At 73.5% G+C, this 20,224-nt stretch carries 18 protein-coding genes; 16 read left to right on the top strand and 2 right to left on the bottom strand.

The window, feature by feature from the left end; genetic code table 11:
• From BGM09_RS34035 to BGM09_RS33980, 12 genes are all read left to right on the top strand, one after another.
• Positions 1 to 842, top strand: an 842-nt coding sequence (locus BGM09_RS34035) for a ketosynthase chain-length factor (RefSeq protein ID WP_188285599.1), incomplete at its 5' end; no start/stop codon positions are given.
• A gap of 96 nt (positions 843 to 938) precedes the next feature.
• The gene (locus BGM09_RS34030) at positions 939 to 2,570 is read left to right on the top strand and encodes an NAD(P)/FAD-dependent oxidoreductase (protein ID WP_188285598.1); all 1,632 of its coding nucleotides are present in this window, start codon (positions 939 to 941) and stop codon (positions 2,568 to 2,570) included.
• Positions 2,571 to 2,857: 287 nt separating this feature from the next.
• Positions 2,858 to 4,360: an FAD-dependent monooxygenase gene (locus BGM09_RS34025; protein ID WP_188285607.1), complete on the top strand. Its 1,503-nt coding sequence runs from the start codon at positions 2,858 to 2,860 to the stop codon at positions 4,358 to 4,360.
• Complete coding sequence (locus BGM09_RS34020) at positions 4,357 to 5,727, top strand: MFS transporter (RefSeq protein ID WP_317452998.1); 1,371 nt, start codon at positions 4,357 to 4,359, stop codon at positions 5,725 to 5,727. The genes BGM09_RS34025 and BGM09_RS34020 overlap by 4 nt, the downstream gene beginning before the upstream one ends.
• Positions 5,728 to 6,145: 418 nt before the next feature.
• On the top strand, positions 6,146 to 6,571 hold the full coding sequence (locus BGM09_RS34015; protein WP_188285597.1) for an acyl carrier protein: 426 nt from the start codon (positions 6,146 to 6,148) through the stop codon (positions 6,569 to 6,571).
• Positions 6,568 to 7,425: a 4'-phosphopantetheinyl transferase family protein gene (locus BGM09_RS34010; protein ID WP_317452997.1), complete on the top strand. Its 858-nt coding sequence runs from the start codon at positions 6,568 to 6,570 to the stop codon at positions 7,423 to 7,425. The genes BGM09_RS34015 and BGM09_RS34010 overlap by 4 nt, the downstream gene beginning before the upstream one ends.
• A 35-nt stretch (positions 7,426 to 7,460) precedes the next feature.
• A complete protein-coding gene (locus BGM09_RS34005) occupies positions 7,461 to 9,032 on the top strand; it encodes an acyl-CoA carboxylase subunit beta (protein WP_188285604.1) in 1,572 nt (523 codons plus the stop codon).
• A gap of 100 nt (positions 9,033 to 9,132) precedes the next feature.
• Entirely contained in the window at positions 9,133 to 9,513 is a 381-nt protein-coding gene (locus BGM09_RS38270) for an acyl-CoA carboxylase subunit epsilon (protein WP_223187983.1), read from the top strand.
• Between the two features lie 279 nt (positions 9,514 to 9,792).
• Positions 9,793 to 10,434 (top strand): DUF6629 family protein, encoded by a 642-nt coding sequence (locus tag BGM09_RS33995; protein WP_188285596.1) that lies wholly within the window; start codon positions 9,793 to 9,795, stop codon positions 10,432 to 10,434.
• Positions 10,435 to 10,650: 216 nt separating this feature from the next.
• Complete coding sequence (tap, locus tag BGM09_RS33990; protein WP_188285595.1) at positions 10,651 to 12,831, top strand: telomere-associated protein Tap; 2,181 nt, start codon at positions 10,651 to 10,653, stop codon at positions 12,829 to 12,831.
• Between the two features lie 9 nt (positions 12,832 to 12,840).
• Complete coding sequence (tpg, locus tag BGM09_RS33985) at positions 12,841 to 13,398, top strand: telomere-protecting terminal protein Tpg (protein ID WP_188285594.1); 558 nt, start codon at positions 12,841 to 12,843, stop codon at positions 13,396 to 13,398.
• Between the two features lie 131 nt (positions 13,399 to 13,529).
• Complete coding sequence (locus tag BGM09_RS33980; protein WP_188285602.1) at positions 13,530 to 13,907, top strand: DUF805 domain-containing protein; 378 nt, start codon at positions 13,530 to 13,532, stop codon at positions 13,905 to 13,907.
• 19 nt (positions 13,908 to 13,926) lie between these two features.
• Here the strand turns inward: BGM09_RS33980 and BGM09_RS33975 are convergent, their stop codons facing one another.
• Positions 13,927 to 15,021, bottom strand: coding sequence for a chemotaxis protein (locus BGM09_RS33975; RefSeq protein WP_188285593.1), 1,095 nt, complete (start codon positions 15,019 to 15,021; stop codon positions 13,927 to 13,929).
• Between the two features lie 73 nt (positions 15,022 to 15,094).
• The gene (gene glsA / locus BGM09_RS33970) at positions 15,095 to 16,477 is read right to left on the bottom strand and encodes a glutaminase A (RefSeq protein WP_188285592.1); all 1,383 of its coding nucleotides are present in this window, start codon (positions 16,475 to 16,477) and stop codon (positions 15,095 to 15,097) included.
• Positions 16,478 to 16,717: 240 nt separating this feature from the next.
• Between glsA and BGM09_RS33965 the strand changes: the two genes are divergently transcribed.
• From BGM09_RS33965 to BGM09_RS33950, 4 genes are all read left to right on the top strand, one after another.
• The gene (locus tag BGM09_RS33965) at positions 16,718 to 17,383 is read left to right on the top strand and encodes a hypothetical protein (RefSeq protein ID WP_317452996.1); all 666 of its coding nucleotides are present in this window, start codon (positions 16,718 to 16,720) and stop codon (positions 17,381 to 17,383) included.
• Between the two features lie 113 nt (positions 17,384 to 17,496).
• Positions 17,497 to 18,501, top strand: coding sequence for a DUF4129 domain-containing protein (locus BGM09_RS33960; protein ID WP_317452995.1), 1,005 nt, complete (start codon positions 17,497 to 17,499; stop codon positions 18,499 to 18,501).
• Complete coding sequence (locus BGM09_RS33955) at positions 18,498 to 19,016, top strand: hypothetical protein (protein WP_188285590.1); 519 nt, start codon at positions 18,498 to 18,500, stop codon at positions 19,014 to 19,016. The genes BGM09_RS33960 and BGM09_RS33955 overlap by 4 nt, the downstream gene beginning before the upstream one ends.
• A 136-nt stretch (positions 19,017 to 19,152) precedes the next feature.
• Positions 19,153 to 20,175, top strand: coding sequence for a MoxR family ATPase (locus BGM09_RS33950; protein WP_317452994.1), 1,023 nt, complete (start codon positions 19,153 to 19,155; stop codon positions 20,173 to 20,175).
• Positions 20,176 to 20,224: the final 49 nt, after the last annotated feature.

Genomic DNA, 20,224 nt, shown 5'->3' with positions numbered 1-20,224 from the left:
CCGCCGCGGCTGCCGCCGCCTCGGCTCCCGGCGGCCGGTACGGCGAGGGCCGCAGGCCCGGCTTCGGCGCCCGTTTCCGGGCCGGCTCGGGCACCGGCGGACCGCGCGGCCAGACCGGGCGGCAGAGCGGCGCGTACCGCTCCTTCGCCTGGTTCTACGCCGTCAGCAGCGGCCAGATCTCGATCAGGGACGGCATGAAGGGCCTGGACGCCGTGGCGCACGCCCGGCTGCAGATCCGGCAGGGCGGACGGCTCATCGTCTCCGGTGGTGTGGACGCGCCCGTCTGCCCCGCCGCCTGGAGCGCGCACACCCCACCGCCCGCCGTCCGGCCAGGCGGCGGAGCGCTGCTGGTGCTGGAGACCGCGCACGCGGCCCTGGCCCGCGGCGCCAAGATCTACGGCGAGGTCGCCGGATACGGCGCGACGTTCGACCCCGACCCGAGCGGCGGACGCGAACCGGGCCTGCGGCGCGCGGTGGAACTGGCCCTGTGCGACGCGGGAGCCGTCCCAGGCGAGGTGGACGCGGTGTTCGTCCCCGGCCTCGACGCGGCCGAATCGGCCGCTGTCACCGCGGTGTTCGGCGTGCACGCCGTACCCGTCACCGCGCCCCGCACGATGACCGGGCGCCGCTACCCGGGTACGGCCGCACCGCTGGACCTGGCGGCGGCCCTGCTCGCCATGGAGGAGGGCCTGATCCCGCCGACCGCGGACGATCTGCCGTCCCCCGGCTACGACCTCAATCTGGTCCTGTCGCCGCGCACCGCGGAACTGCGCACCACGCTGGTGGTGGCCCGCGGCCACGGCGGCTTCAACTCCGCCGTCGTGCTGCGCACCCTGGACTGACCCGCACCGACCCTGCGACGTCCCCCCTCCCGTACCGGGAGCCGGGGACGTTTTCGCGTGCCCCGACATATACCCGACCCGGAGGGACGAAGCAGCATGAACGCAACCGCCGAACAGGCCCAGTCCAGTGAGAAGTTCGATGTGGCGATCCTCGGCGCGGGTATGGCCGGCGGTCTGCTGGGCTCGGTGCTGGCCCGTAACGGGGTGAAGGTCCTGCTCATCGACGCGGGCGTGCACCCGCGCTTCGCGGTGGGGGAGTCCACCATCCCGTACACCTCGTCGATGACCCGGATCATCGCCGAGCGCTACCAGGTGCCCGAGATCGAGCCGCTGGCCAGTTTCAAGGGCATCCAGGAGAAGGTCGCCCCGTCGTGCGGGCGGAAGCAGAACTTCGGCTTCGTCTACCACGTCGAAGGTCGGCCGCAGGACCCCGAGCAGATCAACCAGCTCGTGGTGCCCGAGTGGCAGCGCACCGAGACGCACCTGTTCCGGCAGGACGTGGACGCCTATCTGTTCAACCTCGCCGTCAAGTACGGCGCGGTGCCCAAGGTCGCCACGAAGATCGCCGACATCGAGGTGTTCCCCGAGCACGGGGTGCTGCTCAGGTCCGACAAGGGCGAGGAATTCCACGCCAGTTACCTCATCGACGGCAGCGGCTTCCGGTCGCCGGTCGCGGAGAAGTTCGGGCTGCGCGAGACCCCGACCCGCGCCAGGGCGCACTCGCGCTCGCTGTTCACGCACATGGTCGGCGTCACACCGTTCGACGACGCGAAGGCGGCCCGCTCGCACAAGCAGCCCAGCCCCTGGCACAACGGCACCCTGCACCACGTCTTCGACGGCGGCTGGCTCTGGGTCATCCCGTTCGACAACCACGACGGCGCCCTCAACCCGCTGTGCAGCGTGGGCCTGCAACTGGACGAGCGGAAGTTCCCCGCCGAGCCGGGCGTCTCCGCGCAGGAGCAGTTCGACCGGTTCCTGGAGCGGTACCCGGAGATCGCCGAGCAGTTCACCGACGCCACCGCCGTACGCCCGTGGGTGGCCACCGGCCGGCTCCAGTACTCCGCGACGCAGACTGTCGGCGAGCGCTACTGTCTGACCGCGCACGCCGCCGGATTCATCGACGCGCTCTACTCGCGCGGCCTGACCAACACCCTTGAGGTCGTCAACGCGCTGGCCTGGCGGCTGATCGAGGCGTCCAAGGACGGCGACTGGTCCGTCGAGCGGTTCGCGTACGTCGACAGCCTCCAGCAGGGCCTGTTCGACATCCACGACGACCTGGTCTACTGCTCCTTCGTCGGCTTCCGCGACTACGACCTGTGGAACGCGGTCATCCGGGTGTGGGAGTCGACCAGCATCCTGCCGACGGTCACCATCGACCGGGCGTACCGCACCTTCATGGCCGACCCCGAGCGCGACGAGCAGGTCTTCCGCGACCTGGAGAAGCGCGACGTGCCCGGACTCCCGGCCCCGGTCGGCCAGGACATCTCGGAGCTGCTCGGCTTCACCCGCTCCATCTGCCAGCAGGTCGAGGCGGGCACGCTGGAGGCCAAGGCCGGCGCCGCCCAGCTCTTCGAGCGGCTGCGGACGTCCGAATTCCTGCCCGCGCCCTTCGAGTTGGGCTCGCCCGACAACAAGTGCTTCGAGGCCACGCCCGCGCTGGTCCAGAGCGCCGTCGAATGGGCCGGTACGGACGCGCCCGCGCACATCGCGCAGCTCTTCGCGCGCTGAGCCACCGCCGTACGCAGAGCGCCGTACGCTCGGCGCCGGGCGCCGGGCGCGGGGGGCCGGGCTCCCGCCCCACGCATCGCAGACGCACCGCACCCGCGACAGCGCCGCCGGACGCCTCCTGACGGGCCGTCCGGCGGCGCGTCCCTGGCCGTGGCCCCGTTCGCCGGAGGCAACTTCCTTTCAGACAGGAGTCAGACGTGGACGAGAACGTCGACGAGAAGGTGGACGAGACGGTGGAAGAGAAGGTGGACGAGAGGGACAGCACGGACGCGGGCGGAGCCGCTGCCCTGGACACCGATGTGATCATCGTGGGGGCGGGCCCCACCGGGCTGATGCTCGCCGGTGAACTGCTGCTGGGCGGCGCCCGGGTGATCGTGGTGGAACGCCTCGACGAACCCACCGGGCAGTCACGCGGCCTGGGCTTCACCGCCCGCGCCATGGAGGTGTTCGACCAGCGCGGGCTGCTGCCCGCCTTCGGCGGCCCCGACGGCACCCTGGAGATCTCCCCGGTCGGCCACTTCGGCGGCCTGGTCTTCGACTACACGGTGCTGGAGGGCGCGCACTTCGGCGCCCGCGGCATCCCGCAGTCGCTCACCGAGTCCGTGCTGGAGGCGTGGGCCGTGGGCCTGGGCGCCGACATCCGCCGCGGCTGGGAATTCCTCGAAGTCGCCGACGGGGAAGGGGCGGTGACGCTCACCGCGGGAACCGCCGACGGCGTACGCCACCTGCGTGCCTCGTACCTGGTCGGCTGCGACGGCGGAAAGAGCGCGGTCCGCAAGGCCGTCGGCTTCGACTTCCCCGGCACCGACCCGACCCGCGGCATGTACCTCGCCGACGTGGTCGGCTGCGGGCTGCGCCCGCGGTTCCTCGGCGAGCGGCTGCCCGGCGGCATGATCATGGCCGCACCGCTCGGCGAGAACGTCGACCGGGTCATCGTGGTCGAGAACGGCACCCCGCCGCCGGACCGCACCGAGGAGCCGACCTTCGCCGAAGTGGCAGGGGCCTGGCAGCGGATCACCGGCGAGGACATCAGCGCCGGTACCGCCGACTGGGTCGGCTCGTTCACCGACGCCAACCGGCTGGTCACCGAATACCGGCGCGGGCGCGTGCTGTTGGCGGGCGACGCCGCCCACATCCACCTGCCCGCGGGCGGCCAGGGCCTGAGCACCGGCGTGCAGGACGCGGCCAACCTCGGCTGGAAGCTGGCCGCGGTCGTCACCGGCTGGGCGCCCGAGGGTCTGCTCGACACTTACCACGCCGAGCGGCACCGGGTCGGTGAGCGGCTGATGATGAACACCGCCACCCAGGGCATGGTCTACGTCGGCGGTCCCGAAATGGACCCGATCCGCGAGATGTTCGCCGAGCTGATCGAGTACGACGAGGTCAAGCGGCACCTCGCGGGCACCGTCAGCGGCCTCGACATCCGCTACGACTTCGGCGCGAAGGACGACGACCACCCGCTGACCGGACGCCGGTTGACCCCGCTGAGGGTCGACACCGACGGCGGCGGCACCGACACCACGGAACTGCTGCACACCGCGCAGGGCGTGCTCGTCGACCTCGCCGACGCGGCGGCCGTGCGCGCGGTCGCCGCTCCCTGGAAGAGCCGCGTCCTGACCGTCAGCGGCACGGTCGCCGAGCCCGAGGGGCTGTCCGCACGGGAGTTGGCAGGGGCCACCGCGGTCCTGCTCCGGCCCGACGGATATGTCGCCTGGCTCTCGACGGGCGGCGAAGACGGCCTGGCCGAAGCGCTTGAGCGGTGGTTCGGCGCGCCCGACACGGGCGCGTGAGTTCCAGGATCCGACCGGAGGGCGCCGACCGTTCGCGGACCGGCGCCCTCCGCCAGCCCAACGGCGGGGCACGGCGGTCCACGGGCGGGCCCTTCCGGTCGCTGGCCGTCCGCAACTTCCGGCTCTTCGCGCTCGGCCAGGTCGTCTCGGCGGCGGGCACCTGGATGATGGTGGTCGCGCAGGACTGGGCGGTGCTCTCGCTCACCGACAACTCACCCACCGCGCTCGGCCTGGTGACGGCCCTTCAGTTCACCCCGGTGCTGCTGCTCGCCCTCTACGGCGGGCGGCTCGCCGACCGCTACGACAAGCGCGCGCTGCTCGTCGCCGCCAACCTGGTCTGCGGTGTGCTCGCCGCCCTGCTCGCGCCCCTGATGCTCACCGGCACGCTGCGACTGTGGCACCTGTACCTCTTCGCCCTCGGCCTCGGCACCGCGAGCGCCGTGGAGATCCCCACCCGCATGTCGTTCGTGCGCGAGATGGTCGGCCCCGAACTGCTGCCCAACGCCTCGGCGTTGAGCGCCGCGTACTTCAACATCGCGCGGGTGGCCGGGCCCGCCTTCGGCGGTCTGCTGGTCGGCTGGCTCGGCACCGGCCCCGTCGTCCTGCTCAACGCCGTCAGCTATCTGGCCACGGTCGTCGCGCTGCGGATGATGCGGCCCGCCGAACTCCACCGCGGACCGCCGGGCGCAGCCCGCGCCCGCGTCATCGACGGCCTGCGCTACACCGCGAGCCGCCCCGACCTGCTGCTGCCGCTCGCCCTGGTGGCCGTCATCGGCCTGGCCGGGTTCAACTTCCAGCTCACGCTGCCGCTGATGGCCAAGACGGTCTTCCACACCTCAGCGGCCTCCTTCGGGCTGCTCACCACGGCGCTGGCGGCCGGATCACTGCTGGCGGCGTTGGTCACCACCTCGCGTACGACCCGGCCGAGCGGACGGCTGGTGACCGGCTCCGCGCTGGCCTTCGGCGCGGCCGAGACCGCGGCGGGCTGGGCGCCGAACTATCTGAGCGAGCTGCTGCTGCTCGCGGTCACCGGCTTCACCACGCTCTACTTCGCCCAGGCCGCCAACCACCGCATCCAGCTCGGCGCCGATCCCGCGTTCAGCGGGCGGGTGCTGGCCATCTACGCGCTCATCCTCCAGGGGACCACCCCGCTGGGCGCGCTGGCGGTCGGCTGGCTCACCGAGCACTGGGGCGCCAGATCCGGACTCTACGCGGGTGGCATCGTCTCGCTGACCGCGGCGGCGGTCGCCATGCTCCTGGACCGGCCGCGTCCGGACCGTGCGGACGGCGGCGACCGGCGGGAGCGCGCGGCGGAGACCGCCGACCGGTCACCCGAGACCCCGACCGTCCCGACCCCCGGCGCGTGACGCCGGGCCCGCGCCCGACGCGCGACCCGGTCCCGTACGCGAGCCGTACGCATTCGTACCGCGTCCGTCCCCACGAGGGCGTTCGCCGCGCGGCCCGGTTCCGTACCCCGTCCGTATGCGTCCGCAGATCGTCCGTACCGTGCCGCGTCCCACCGGGCCCGCGCCTCGTACGTATCGTGCCCCGTCCCCACGAGGGTCGCGGATCCGGTCTCGGACGACCGCCGCCGTCCGCGCCGTCCGCGCCGTCCGCGCCGTCCGCGCCGAACGGGCCGCGACCCGTGGAGCCGTCCGCGCGGAGGCGGACCGTGACCCGTGGAGCCGTCCGCAGGACACGCCTCGAACCTGCCGGTGAATCGCCGCGCCACAGCGCAACGGCGGCGCCGGTCCGTGCACTACCGATGGAAGGCGGTATGCCGTGATGGAACAGACGGTCCCCCTGCACCTGAGGGGGCTTCCCGACCCGCACGTCCTGCGTGCCGCGGGCATCGACGTGCGGACCAGGATCATCGAGCGTTACATCTGCCGTCAGTTGGAGCCGTATCTTCATGTGCCCCCGGCCCACCGGATCAGCACCGACCGGTCGCTGCGCAGCCAGGGCGTCGACTCGATCACCGCGCTGGCGCTGCGCCGCAGGCTCGTCTCGGCGCTGGGCGTCGACGTCCCCGCCGCGGACCTGCTGCGCGACGACTCGGTCACCGAGGTGGCGGCGCTGCTGGCCGCACTGGTGACCCCCGTACCGCAGAGCACCCCGCAGGCGGCCCCCGTCGGCGCCGCCGCCGAGGCCGTCCTCGACACCCCGGCGCAGAGGCCGCGGCTCACCGCTGCGGCGCGCACCGCGCGGTGAGCGGCGCGGTGGACCGTACGGGGGCCGCCACCGCACCGGCTCTGACCGTCGCGCCGGGCGACCTGCACATCTGGGTGCTGCCCCGGCCCTGGACCCACACCGACCCGGCACCGCTGCCGGTCGGGGAACTGGACGACGGCGAACGCGAGCGCGCCGCGGGCCTGCTGCGTACGGGCGACCGGGTGCGCTACCTCTCCGCCCACGTCGCCCTGCGCCGCCTGCTGTCGGCCTACACCGGCCTCCCGCCGCGGGCGCTGCGGCTCGGCCGGGACCGCTGCCCCTGCTGCGGCGGCCCGCACGGCCGCCCGGTGCTGCTCGACCGCCCGCGCGGTCCCGTACCCGACTGGCCGCACTTCTCGCTGTCGCACAGCCACCAGGTCGCGGTCGTCGCCTTCGCGGGCGTCACCGTCGGCGTGGACGTGCAGCGGGTGCCGCCGGCCAACGCCGTACGGCTGTGCGTGCCTGACCTGCACCCCGCGGAACAGACGGAGCTGGCCGCCGTGCCCGGCCGCAGGAGGCCCGCGGCCTTCGCCCGGCTGTGGACCCGCAAGGAGGCGTATCTCAAGGGCCTCGGCACCGGTCTGCGCCGCGACCTGGCCGCCGACTACCTCGGGACCGCGGCGGGCCGGCGCGGCGGCCCGCACCGCCCGTCCGGATGGTCCGTCACCGACGTGCCGGGACCACCGGGCCACGCCACCGCCGCGGCCGTCCGCACCTCGCACCACTACCGCACCGTCGTCCGCACACTGACCGCCGACTGCCTCCACGCCGAGGACGCCACGGAGCTGATCGCCGACTCACGCGCGCGGGTGCACCGCGTGCCGCAGGCCGCCGTCCGGCGGCCACAGGAGTGATCGACATGAACCCGAGCAAGGGAGGGTGGAGCGCCATGCCCAACGCGGAGTCTCCCGCCGAGGTCCCCGACCGGTTGCAGGAACTGAGCGACCTCAAGGAGCTGGCCCGCCAGGGCCCCGACCCCACGGCGACAGAACGCCAGCACGCCAAGGGCAAGCTGACCGCGCGGGAGCGGATCGACCTGCTCCTGGACAAGGGCAGCTTCACCGAGGTCGAGGCGCTGCGGCGGCACCGGGCCAGCGGCTTCGGCCTGGAGGGCAAGCGCCCGCACACCGACGGCGTGGTCACCGGCTGGGGCACCGTCGAGGCCCGGACGGTCTTCGTCTACGCCCACGACTTCCGGATGTTCGGCGGCGCGCTCGGCGAGGCGCACGCCGAGAAGATCCACAAGATCATGGACATGGCCATCGCGGCCGGCGCCCCGCTGGTCTCGCTCAACGACGGCGCGGGCGCCCGTATCCAGGAAGGCGTCTCCGCGCTCGCCGGCTACGGCGGGATCTTCCAGCGCAACACCAAGGCGTCAGGCGTGATCCCGCAGATCAGCGTGATGCTCGGCCCGTGCGCCGGGGGCGCCGCGTACTCCCCGGCTCTGACCGACTTCATCTTCGCGGTCCGCGGCATCTCGCAGATGTTCATCACCGGGCCCGACGTCGTGCAGGCCGTCACCGGCGAGGAGGTCACCCAGGACGCGCTCGGCGGCGCCGATGTGCACGCGAGCGTGTCGGGCGTGGCCCACTTCGCCTACGACGACGTGCACACCTGCCTCGCCGAGGTCCGCTACCTGCTGTCGCTGCTGCCGTCCAACAACCGCGAACTGCCCCCGGCCAGCGCCGGACAGGACCCGGTGGACCGGCCGGGCGACGCGCTGCTGGAGATCGTGCCGAACGACGGCAACCGCAGCTACGACATCAGGGACGTCATCGAGGAACTGGTCGACGACGGCGACTCGATGGAGGTGCACGCCGCCTGGGCGCCCAACATCGTCTGCGCGCTGGCCCGGCTCGACGGGCAGACCGTCGGCATCGTCGCCAACCAGCCGTCGGCGATGGCCGGGGTGCTGGACATCAAGGCGTCGGAGAAGGCCGCGCGCTTCGTGCAGTTCTGCGACGCCTTCAACATCCCGATCGTCACCCTGGTCGACGTCCCCGGCTTCCTGCCCGGCGTCGACCAGGAACACGACGGCATCATCCGGCGCGGCGCCAAACTGCTGTACGCCTACTGCAACGCGTCGGTGCCGCGGATCTCGGTGGTGCTGCGCAAGGCGTACGGCGGCGCGTACATCGTCATGGACTCGCAGTCGATCGGCGCCGACATCGCGCTGGCCTGGCCCGGCAACGAGATCGCCGTCATGGGCGCGGAGGGCGCGGCCAACGTCGTCTTCCGCCGCGAGATCGCCGCCGCCGAGGACCCCGAGGCGATGCGGATCCAGAAGATCGAGGAGTACCGCAGGGAACTCGTGCACCCCTATTACGCGGCCGAGCGCGGCCTGGTGGACGACGTCATCGACCCACGCGACACGCGGTCGGTGCTGATCCGGTCGCTGTCCATGCTGCGGACGAAGGACGCGGACCTGCCGCGCCGCAAGCACGGCAACCCGCCGCAGTAGTCCGTCCGCACTCCGCACAGCCCTTGACGGTGCGTCAGCGCAGCCGCCCGCAACTCGTGCATTCCGTACGGCAGTTCCGAGACCGAAGGGGACACCGCCCATGCCCGCCGCCATCACCGCTCCCACCCCCGCCGCACCCCACCTGGTGCGGGTCGGCACCCTGACCATCCCGGCGCAGCCGGGACCGCCCGCCCTGGAGACGATCAACGCCACGCCCGCCGTGGCGCCGCTCGCCGCCCCCGAGGCGGCTCCGGCGCCGCTGCCCACGACGCTGGTACGTGTCGAGCGCGGCACCGCGACATCCGAGGAGATCGCCGCGGTCACCGCCGTACTGCTCGCCCGCGCCGCCACCGTCCGCGCGGCGGCCGACGCCGACCACGCGACGGCCGCCCGCCGCCGTGGCGCCGCCCGCTGGCGCGCGCACGGCTTCACCGGCCCGCGAGCCTGGACCGCCGGCACCCGGGATCTGCTGGCGAGTTGAGCGCGGGCGGTCCCGTAGGAGTACATGAGCACTCGATCCTTTGAGCACCGAGCACCGAGCACCGAGCACCGAGCACCGAGCACCGAGCACCGTCAACGGCCCCACGCGCTTCGGCGCGTGGGGCCGTTTTTGCCGTTTTCCGTCCTCTCACCGGCGATTCGCACCGGGGGTGATTTCCCCCGGCCGCGCGGCGGGGTCCCGCCGCCGGAGGAGGGCAGGCGTCGTAGCGTGACGGGGACGTACAGCGGATCATCGGACCGTACGACGCGAGGGGACCTCATGTGCTGGAGCGCCACGGCCGATCTGGCGGCGGGCTCGGTGATCTGCGCCCTTGGCGTGACCTGCGTCGCGCGCGTACGCCGGGCGCGGGACCTGCCGCTGGCCGCGTTGCCGCTGGTGCTCGGCGCCCATCAGCTCATCGAGGCCGCGGTCTGGCACCGCGGCGGCGGCACGGGGCCGGCCACCCTCGCGTGGGCGATCATCGCACTGCCGCTGCTGGCCGCCTATGTGCCGCTCGCCGTGCTGACCGCCGCGCCGCCGGGCGGGCGGCTGCGGCTGGCCGTACCGGTCCTGGCCGGACTCGCCACCGCCGTCGTGCTCGTCGCCTGCCTGATCGACCGGGCGCCCGTCGCCGACATCCGGGGCCACACCGTCGGCTACGCGGTGGACGTGCCCGCCGCGCCGCTGGTCATCGCCGGATATCTGGTGGCCACGGTCGGCTCCCTGCTGCTCAGCGCGGACCGCGTGCTGCGCCTGCTCGGCGTCCTCACCGGGGCGGGGGCCGCGGTCTGCGCGGCGGTGTGGCGGACCGAATTCGTCTCCACCTGGTGTGCCTTCGCCGCCGTCGTCTCCGTCGTCCTCCTGTTGTGGGTACGGCGGCCGTCCACGGCACCGGCGCCGACCGCGCCCGTGCCGTCGTAGCGGCTGATCGCACGTCGGACCGGGCGGACGCGTCCTCGGCGTACGGCTTCCACGGTCGCCCTGATCGGCAGCGGCGCGGTGCCGGTACGGCTCACAGTGAGCGGGGTGACGCAGCGGCCGTGACCGCTCGCCGCGCCGGCGTGATCGTCGAGGACTGTGTGTCCGGCGTGTGTTCGGGTGTGTGTTTGGCTAGGGTGACGGCCGGAGGTGGTCCGGTTGTCCAATGAGCAGGGCGAGCTGTTCGCTTCGGTCGACGCGCTGCTCGAACGGGTGGCCGCGCAGGACTCGCTGCCCGAACCCGCCGAGCGCAAGCGGCTGCGCGAGGCGGCCGGGATCAGCCAGGACCAGATCGCGAAGACGCTCAAGGTGCGGCGCGAGACGGTCACCGCCTGGGAGTCCGGCCGCGCCGAGCCGCGGTCGCCGAAGCGGGCGGCGTACGTACGACTGCTGGACGGTCTCGCGGCGCTGCATCCGGCGTCGCCGGTCGCCACACCCCCGGAACCGGCCCCGGAACCGGCCCCGGAACCGGCCCCGGAGCCGGCCCCGGAGCCGACCCCGGAACCTGTGTCCGTACCGGAGCCCGCGCCGGTCGTCGTGGCAGCGCCGCCAACTCCCCAGTCCCCGGCCCCCGTTGACCCCGCTCCCGCTCCCGTACCCGCTCCCGTACGCCGCCCCGCCCCTGCCCGCCGCCCCCAGGCCCCCGCCTCCGCCCGTGCTCCCGAGCCCGGCGCCGATCCGCGGTTCGCCAACGGGCCGCTGGCCGTCGTGGACGGCGACGGCAGCGCGTACTGCGTCGGCGGCCTCGTCCTGGAGTGCCCGGCGGACGACATCCCGTCGCTCGTGCGGTGGGCACTCACCGACGCGCGCCTGGGCGCGGCCCGGCTGCACCGCTCGGGCAAGGACTCCGACCCGCTGGTCGTCCTCACTGAGTCGGCCACCACCCGCTTCGGCCTCCCCGTCGAACTGGCCGACCGCCGCGGGCTGCGGCTGCCCGAGGACCACGAGGCCGTCCGCCGCGTCGCCCGCGCGGGCTGGCAGCTCACCCGGCGCGGCTTCGGCCCCTGGGCGCGGATCTACCGGCCCGCGCAGGCCGGTCAGCGCCAGTGCGTACAGCTCGCGATCCTGCCCTGGGGCGCACTGGACAGCCGGTCGTGGGGGAACGCGGACCAGGCGCCGCCCGCCGAAGTGGCCCGCGTCCTGGGCACGTACGCCACCCGCGTGATCACCCCGCGCGGCTCGACCGCCGTCTGCGGCCTCGAACTGATGACGAGTCTGCGCCCGCCGACCAGGGCCGTACGGGACGAGGCGAGCGGCGCGTGGGTGTCGGGGCAGGTGGCCGGCGCGCTCGCCGCCGCCGTCGACCCCGCGCCGCCCGAGGCCCCCGACGAGCACCCCGTCGCCGCCCAGCTCCATCCGCGCGGCCACCAGCGCACGCCGGACCAGGTGCTGGACGAGGAGGCGTACGACTGGATCCGCGACCCGCAGCTCCTCGGCGACGACGAGTGCGCCCGGCCGTACGCGGTCGGCATCGACGTCAACATGGCCTTCGCCGCCGCCGCGAACCGCCTCACCGTCGGCCTCGGCGCCCCCGTCCACCGCACCGCCCCCGGCTTCGACAAGGCGCTGCCCGGCTGCTGGCTCGTCGACCTCTCCGGCATCGAACTCGACCCCCGGCTGCCGAGCCCCTTCACCCCCCAGGGCACCCGCCCCGAGGGACCCGCCTGGTACGCCACCCCGACCGTCGCCTACGCCGTGGAACTCGGCCATGACGTCAAGCCCGTCGAGGCGTACGTACGGCCGGAGACCGGCGCGTATCTGGACGCCTGGTACACCCGGCTGCGGGACGCGTACCTCGCCACGATGGGTCAGCTCGGCGTCACCGCGGGGATGGACGAGGCGGACTTCCTGGCCGCGATGGCCGTCCACAAGGACGCCGATCCGGGCCTGGCCGCCGTGCTGTCCGCCGTCAAAGCGACCGTCAAGGGCGGCATCGGCAAGCTCCGCGAGCGCCCGCAGGGCGCGGGCTACCGGCCGGGGGAGCGGTGGTCCGCGCTGGACCGCCCCACCTGGCGCCCCGACATCCGCGCGGCCGTGATCTCCTCCGCGCGGGTCAACATGCACCGCAAGATGCGGAAATTCGCCGCCGTCGGGCGCTACCCGCTCGCCGTGCTCTCCGACTGCGCCGTCTACGCCTCGGACGGCCCCTCACCGCTGGACTTCCTGCCGCGCGGGCCGGAGGGGAAGCCGCTGCCCGGCGGATTCCGGCTCGGCGTCAGTCCCGGCATGGTCAAGCACGAGGGCACCCAGGACCTGATGTGGGCGGTCGAACTCCTCGACCAGGGCCACAATCCGGCCCGGCACATCAAGGGCACCGACGCCGCCGCCGACGGAGAGTAGGACCACAGCGTGGGCATCATCGCCGACAGCCTCGACAAGGCGACGGCCAACACCCAGACCCGGCCGATCCCCAAGTCCGCACAGGCCCAGATGCGCTTCCTCGTCAAATACGCCAAGGGCTCCACCCGCGCCGTCGCCCAGCGCCTCGGCGTCACCCAGCGCACCGTCGAGCGCTACCTGAAGGGCACGCTCAAGCGGCCACGGCGCGAACTCGCCGACCGCCTCGCCGCCGCCGTCCGCCAGGACTGGCAGCCGCGTGTCAAACAGCGCGCCCAGCGCCGCGCCGCCACCTCGGACGGCCTCGTCATCGAGACCCGCGCCCGCTTCGGTTTCACCGCCGCCCCCGGTTCCACCGACGACGGCCGCATGCGCCGCGTCACCCAGCACCTCCCGCCCGCCTACGCCGCCCGCCTCTTCGAAGCCCAGTCCTCCGGCGCCACCGAACAACAGCTCCAGGCCATCGCCGCCGAGGGCCTCCAGGAGGTCTACTTCAAGGACGGAGGCCGCCGCGCGGACGGCCTGCTGGTCGAGTTCACCGACATCGACTACGTGGAAATCGACTTCTGACCCCCGCCGCGGGAACGCCTTGTCTCTTTGTTGACTCGTGCACGTCAGGGGACCTACTGTCTGCGGTTCCGGCCGGTGATCGGCACGGATGATCGCTTGATCGAAACTTCAGGTCCTTGGGGGGACTCGCCGTGCAGTGGTACATCGACGTGCTCAAGAAGTATGCCGTTTTCAGCGGGAGGGCCCGCCGCAAGGAGTACTGGATGTACTTCTTGTTCAACTGCATCGCCCTTGTGGTGATGATCATCATCGGGGCCGTGGCCCACACGATGATCCCGTACTTCATCTACGTGATCGCGATCATCCTGCCGACCCTGGGCGTCACCGTGCGGCGGCTGCACGACACGGGCAAGTCCGGGTGGATGGTCCTGCTCGGGCTGATTCCGCTGGTCGGCGGGATCATCATGCTGGTCTTCGCCTGCACCGAGGGGGAGCGGAGCCAGAACGCGTACGGCCCCGACCCCAAGGCGGCGGACGGACTCCCGTACATGGCGCAGCCGCAGCACTGAGCACGGAAGGCACCGGCCGTCAGTAGCGCAGGACCGCCGCGATGTGGTGGGAGCCGTTGAGCTTCGCGTCGGGCACGAAGTGGACGCGGGCGCCGGTGTCGAGGGCCTGTTCGGCGATCTCGTCGACGATGTCCTCACGGGCGCCGGGGGTTTCGGGCGTGGCGGGGACGAGGTGGTCGGCGTCGTCGCGGACCGTGGTGCGGTAGTCGTCCTCGATGACGACGACGGCGGCGCGGCCCTCGACGACGGACTGCCAGACCTCGTCCACGCCCGCGGCGAAGGTGCGGCGGCCACGGGCGGCGTCGAGTTCCGCGAGGACATCGGCGACGTCCTGGCCGGCGCGCTCGCCGACGGCGGGCAGCACGGCCTGCCGGACGGCTTCGGCGGGGCCCTTGGACAGGCCGCCCTGGAGGACCCGGACGGCCTCCTTGGCATCCGGGCTGACCTCGTCCAGGACGGCGAGGGCCTCGGCCTCCGCGACGACGTAGAGGGGTCGCGGCTCGTCGGTGAGCACCGTACCGACGGCGTCGGCGACCTCGCGCAGATAGCGGCGGGTCTCCTCGTCGTTGAAGGTGCTGGGCCGGTCCCCGATGCGCTCCTCCCGCTCGATGTCGGTGTCGGGCAGCGACCGGGTCTTCGGGAAGCCGCTCGCGGTGTGCTCGGCCAGCCGCTCCCGGCCGCCGCCCCACAGCGTGGCGTGGTCGGCGGAGACCGCCAGCACCCAGTACGGCTGGTCGGCCGCCTGCGCGGCGATGAGATTGCGGGTCAGGAAGGTCTGCGCGAGCAGCACCCGCTCCGGCACCGAGCGGTCCAGCGACCACACCTGGTGCTCACCGGGCGCGGCGAAGATCGCCAGACCGTCCTCGGCGTGCACCAGGTCCACCTCGGCCAGCGCTCTGTCCAGCTGCTCGACCACATCGATCCGGTCGGTCCTGGACACCTCGGGGTCGGACTGCACCTCGTCCTTGGCGCGCGCGATGAGATTGCGCAGGCGTACGGCGTCCTGCGCGTTGTCCGGCTCCCGGCGGTGCGTCGGCATCAGCACCGAGACGGCGGGGTAGTGCCGCGGACGGCGCAGGTCGGCGAGGGTGGCGGGGCTGAGAGGCGAGTGCATGGCAGGCCCTTCCGGCGAAGTCCCCCCGGACATGAGATCTCTTTGTCTCTTTGTCTGTCTCTTTATGGATATCTCACCGGGGCAGTGGCCGCAGCTCGTACAGCAGTGCGTCCTCCGCCCACGCCAGCGCGTCCTCGACGCTGTCGTGCCGCGCCGCGACACCGCCCCAGTGCTGGTCCGCCGCACCGACCAGGGCGACCTGGTGCCCCGCCGCCGAGATCCGCTCGAAGGCGTTGCCGAGCATCAGCCCGGCCACCGGTCTGACGTGCGTCACGCGCTCCAAGTCGACCACCACCCAGCCGGGCGCCAGTGGCACGGCGCTCGCCAGCGCGTGCAGCAGCCGCTCCGCGGCGGGGAAGTCGACCTCGCCGCGCGCGGCCACCAGCACCACCCGGTCGCCGTCCCGGTCCAGCAGGTCGCGGTCGGCCGTCACCCGCTCCCGCCCCGAGGAGACCCGGGTCCCCGTACCGCCGCTGCCGCCCGCGCCGACCCGCGTCACGGTGTCCGCGCCCGGCGCCGGGTGATGCATCAGATGCATGCCGAACCGCCGCGACAGCTCCCGCAGCGCGACCACCCCGCGGACCGTACTGCCGGTAGGGTCCAGCGGCGGGCTGTAGCAGGCGATGCCGAACCGGGCCGGGCTGGCCGCGGTGAGCCCGCCGGACACCCCGCTCTTGGCGGGCAGCCCCACCCGCATCAGCCAGTCACCGGCCGCGTCGTACATCCCGCAGGTCGCCATCACCGACAGCACCTCGACCGCCACCTGCTCGGCCACCACCCGCTCGCGCGTCACCGGATTGACCCCGCCGTTGGCGAGCGTCCCCGCCATCACCGCCAGATCGACGGTGTTCACCAGCACCGAGCACTGCCGGAAGTACACCTCGGCCGCCTCCACCGGGTCGGTGCGCAACGATCCGGCCGCGTGCATGAGATACGCCAGCGCCCGGTTGCGGTCGCCGGTGGCCGCCTCCGAGCGGTAGACGTCCTCGTCCACGGTGAGCCGCCGCCCGGCGAAGGCGCTCAGCGTGTCGAGGATGCGCGCGGACCGTTCGCCCGGCGAGGCGGCCGGTACGAGATTGGTCGTCGCGATGGCCCCCGCGTTGATCATGGGGTTGGCGGGGCGGCCGGTGCCGTGCTCCAGGCTGATCGCGTTGAAGGCGTCGCCGCTCGGCTCGTTGCCCACCCAGCGGGTCATCTCATCGAGGCCCAGCTCGGACAGGGCCAGCGCGTGCACGAACGGCTTGGACACCGACTGCACGGTGAACTCGGTACGTGACCTGCCCGCCTCGTAACGGTGGCCGCCCATGCTCACCAGCGCGATGCCGAAGTCGTCCGGGTCGGCCAGCGCGAGCTGCGGGATGTACGACGCCACCTCGCCGTCCCGCAGCGGCAGCAGCCGCCGGTGCACCTCCGCCAAGCCCTCGCTGACCACGTCGAACGCCACCGGATCGGTCATGGCCTCATGCTCGGCCCGCCCCGCCGACCCCGCAAACGCGGAAGGCTCGCCGCGGACGCGGGACGGCCGGCCCTAGCGCGTCACCCGTACGAGGCCGGGCCGGCCCCCCCCGCCGCCGGGCCCGGCGTCACCCGTACGGCACCGCGCACGCTGCGCACCGCCGGGGCACCCCGCACGGTGGAGGGGCGGCCGGAGCGTGTGCCCGGCCGGTGACCAGCGCAGAAGCCGGAGGGGAAGCCCGTGAGCCGACGTCGTACCGAGGGGACCCGCGCAGGAGAAGCCGGTGACGGACGGGCCCGTACGGACCGCTCGCGCCGCCTGCGCTCGCTGACCGCGGCGGCGCTGGTGGCCATGGCGGCCGGCGGCCTCGCGCTGGTGTCGGCCTGCGACGACTCCTCCGGCAGCAGCTCAGCCGGAGCGACGACGCCCGGCGCCCCGCCCAGCACCGGGAACTTCTCCGGCACCCTGCCCTCCCCGCTGGACTCCCGCGCCTCGGCCGCCCAGCAGACCGCCTCCGCCGCGCAGTCCTCCGCGAAGGCCGCCGCTTCCAGCTTCGAGGCGTCGGTGGAGGCGGGCGCGGGCAGCGCCGCGGCCGAGGCGAAGTCGGAGCTGGCCAAGGTCGACGGGCAGGGCAACGCCGTCAAGGACGTCCAGCTCACCGGCTTCCCCAAGGACAGGACCGGCGGCCTCAACGCCGTCCTGGTCAGCATCACCAACACCACCGACGCGAAGGCGTCCTTCGCCGTGAAGGTCGAATTCGCCGACTCGGACGGCGCCGTCGTGGACTCCACGATCGTCGGCGCCCGCGACGTCGAGCCCGGCAAACGCGCCCAGCCGGTCGCCTTCAGCACGAAGGACCCCGACAAGACGCTCTTCCCGCGCGTGGCCCAGGCCCAGCGCTACTGAACCACGCCCCGGCCCGCTCCCGCCGTCCGTCAGGGCGTCCGCCCCGGCGGGGGGCGTGCTGACAGCCCCGGACTCGTGTGCGAAGCTGCCTTCCGCGACATGGGGAGGTGGCGGTGGGACGGCTGGGCAACGGGGGAGGACCGCGGACAAGCGCCGGGGCACGGGCGGCGCTCGGCGTCCTGGTGATCGGCGGTCTGGCGCTCAGCGCCCTGCTGCTGCGGCCCGAGGGCACGGCGTTCGGCAAGGGCGGCGGACCGCTCGGCGGCACTGTGCTGGTGGCGGCGCTCGGCCTCGCGTGGTTCATCGGCGCGCTGATGCTCCACAACCGCTATGTGCTCCAGGTCGGTGACGACGCGGAGTCCGACCCGCTGCGGCAGCGGCTGGTGGACGTGGTCCGCGCCGCACTGCTGGGCGCCGCCTTCGCCGTACCGCTGCTGATATTCGTCATGCACCGGTTCCACGCGTCCGGCCGTACCCCGGGCGGCGGCAAGGACCGTCAACGGCGCGACGCCACCGCGCCGCCGCCCAGCGCCCCCACACCGCCGCGCCCGCTCAAGAGGCAGGACAACCACGGCTTCCTTTCCTGGCTGCCGCACGTCCTGATCGGCATCGGCATCGCGCTGCTGGTGCTGGCCGTCGTCTTCGCCGCCGTGCTGCTCTGGCGCTATCTGCGGTCGGGCGAAGCGGAGCAGCAGGACGGCCCCGGGTACGAACAGGCCGACGACGAGGACGAACTGCTCGCCGAGGCCGTGGAGTCCGGGCGCCGGGCGCTGCGGGACGACGCCGACGCGCGCGCCGCCGTCATCGCCTGCTACGCCGCCATGGAACGGTCCCTCGCCGCCTCCGGCATCGCCCGCCGGGCCTCCGACAGCCCGCAGGACCTGCTCGAACGGGCCTCGACGGCAGGCCGGTTGGCGGGCCCGAGCGCGGCGGCGCTCACCGCGCTCTTCCGTGAGGCGCGCTACTCCACCCACCCCATGGGCGACGGCCACCGGGACCGCGCCGCGCGGGCACTCACCGAGATCGCCGCCCAACTCGCGGCGAACGACGGCGCATCGGGCGACGGCGGCGGTCCCGGAGAGCGGACCGCCGGAACAGCCGCGGAGGCCACACCGTGAAAGAACGCCTCCAGCGGGCGGCGGGCCCGCCCGGCTCCGTACGCCACTCGCTGACCCTCCTCGGCTGCCTCGTCGTCGCCGCCGAAGCGCTGCTCGCGCTCACCGACGGCCTCGTCGCAGCGGCCACCGGCCTCGCCCTGATCACCGTCGTCGCGCTGGGCGTCGCCCGGTACGTCGGCGGCGCGGGCGCGCAGGACAGCGGCTACCGCAAGTCCGTGCGCCTGCTCGGCGGTCGCGCCCCGGCGCTCGGCGAATGGCCGCGGGTGGTCCGCAAGGCGCTCGGCCCCGAAGGCGGCCTGCACTTCCACTCCACGCTCCGCCCGCACTTGCAACGGCTCTTCGCGGCCCGGCTCGCCGAGCGGCACGGGGTGCTGCTGCGCAAGAGCCCCGACCGGGCCCGCGCGATCGTCGGTCCCGACCTGTGGCCGTGGATCGACCCGACGACGGGCCCGCCGCAGCAGGCGATTCCCGAAGCCGTACTGCGGGCGCTGCTCGACCGGCTGGAGACGCTGTGACCGCGACCGCGACCGCGACCGCGACCGCGACCGAACCCGCGCCCGATCGCGCGCGGCTGTCGTACGCCGCCCGGCCCCCGTATCCCTATCCCCTGTCCCGTATCCCGTTTCACGACCAGGCAAGGTGAGGACCGCAGTGACCAGCTCCGAGCGCATATCCGACCACGACGCCGACGCCCTGAGCCCGCGGCAGGCGGGCGAGCGGGCCGCCGAGGTGCTCGCCGAGATCCGCACGGCCGTGGTCGGCAAGCCGGAACCGCTGGAGCTGGTCATGCTCGGCGTGCTCGCGGGCGGCCACGTCCTCATCGAGGACCTGCCGGGACTCGGCAAGACGCTGCTGGCCAGATCCTTCGCCACCACCCTCGGACTGGAATTCCGCCGCATCCAGTTCACCCCCGACCTGCTGCCCTCCGACGTCACCGGCGCGCCCTTCTACGATCAGCACAGCGGCGAGATGGTCTTCCGGCCCGGCCCCGTCTTCACGCACCTCCTGCTCGCCGACGAGATCAACCGCACCCCGCCCAAGACCCAGGCCGCCCTGCTGGAGGCGATGGCCGAGTCGCAGGTGTCGATCGACGGCAGCACCCGCGAACTGCCCGACCCGTTCGTGGTGATCGCGACCGCCAACCCCATCGAGTACGAAGGCACGTACACGCTCCCCGAGGCGCAGCTCGACCGGTTCCTGCTGCGGGTGCGGATGGGCTATCTGTCGGCGCCGCAGGAGACCGACATGCTGCGGTCCAGGATCGACAGGGCCGCGCCCGAGGCGAAACTGCGCACGCTCAGCGGACCCTCGGAAGTGCTGGCGATGCGCGCGGCGGTGGAGCGGGTCGAGGTCGAGGACGACCTGCTGGAGTACATCGTGGCGCTGGTCGGCGCGACCCGCGACCACGCGCACATCCAGGTCGGCGCGTCACCGCGCGGCGGCCTCGCGCTGGTCCAACTCGCCCGCGCCCGCGCCGTGCTCGACGGCCGGGACTACGTCACCCCCGAGGACGTGAAGTGGGTGGCGGTCCCGGCGCTCGCCCACCGCGTCACGCTCCGCCCCGAGCTGTGGGTCCGGCAGATCAACGCCGACGACGTGGTCAGGGAGATCGTGCAGTCCGTTCCCGCCCCGCAGACCCTGCCGCTGGCGGCCCGTGGCGCCGTCGCGTCATGACCGGCCCCCACGCGGCCGTCGCCCGCGCGCTCGGCGGCGCCCAGCCGCC

Source organism: Streptomyces sp. CBMA29 (assembly GCF_014596445.1).
Classification (GTDB): domain Bacteria; phylum Actinomycetota; class Actinomycetes; order Streptomycetales; family Streptomycetaceae; genus Actinacidiphila.
This window is presented reverse-complemented; position numbering and strand designations above follow the sequence as displayed.

What these genes read in the sequence shown, in the direction of transcription:
- BGM09_RS34015 (WP_188285597.1), top strand. Translation starts at nt 6,146, where the DNA reads ATGGAACAGACGGTCCCCCTGCACCTGAGGGGGCTTCCCGACCCGCAC.
- BGM09_RS33975 (WP_188285593.1), bottom strand. Translation starts at nt 15,021, where the DNA reads ATGCACTCGCCTCTCAGCCCCGCCACCCTCGCCGACCTGCGCCGTCCG.
- BGM09_RS34030 (WP_188285598.1), top strand. Translation starts at nt 939, where the DNA reads ATGAACGCAACCGCCGAACAGGCCCAGTCCAGTGAGAAGTTCGATGTG.
- BGM09_RS34005 (WP_188285604.1), top strand. Translation starts at nt 7,461, where the DNA reads ATGCCCAACGCGGAGTCTCCCGCCGAGGTCCCCGACCGGTTGCAGGAA.
- BGM09_RS38270 (WP_223187983.1), top strand. Translation starts at nt 9,133, where the DNA reads ATGCCCGCCGCCATCACCGCTCCCACCCCCGCCGCACCCCACCTGGTG.
- BGM09_RS33995 (WP_188285596.1), top strand. Translation starts at nt 9,793, where the DNA reads ATGTGCTGGAGCGCCACGGCCGATCTGGCGGCGGGCTCGGTGATCTGC.
- glsA (WP_188285592.1), bottom strand. Translation starts at nt 16,477, where the DNA reads ATGACCGATCCGGTGGCGTTCGACGTGGTCAGCGAGGGCTTGGCGGAG.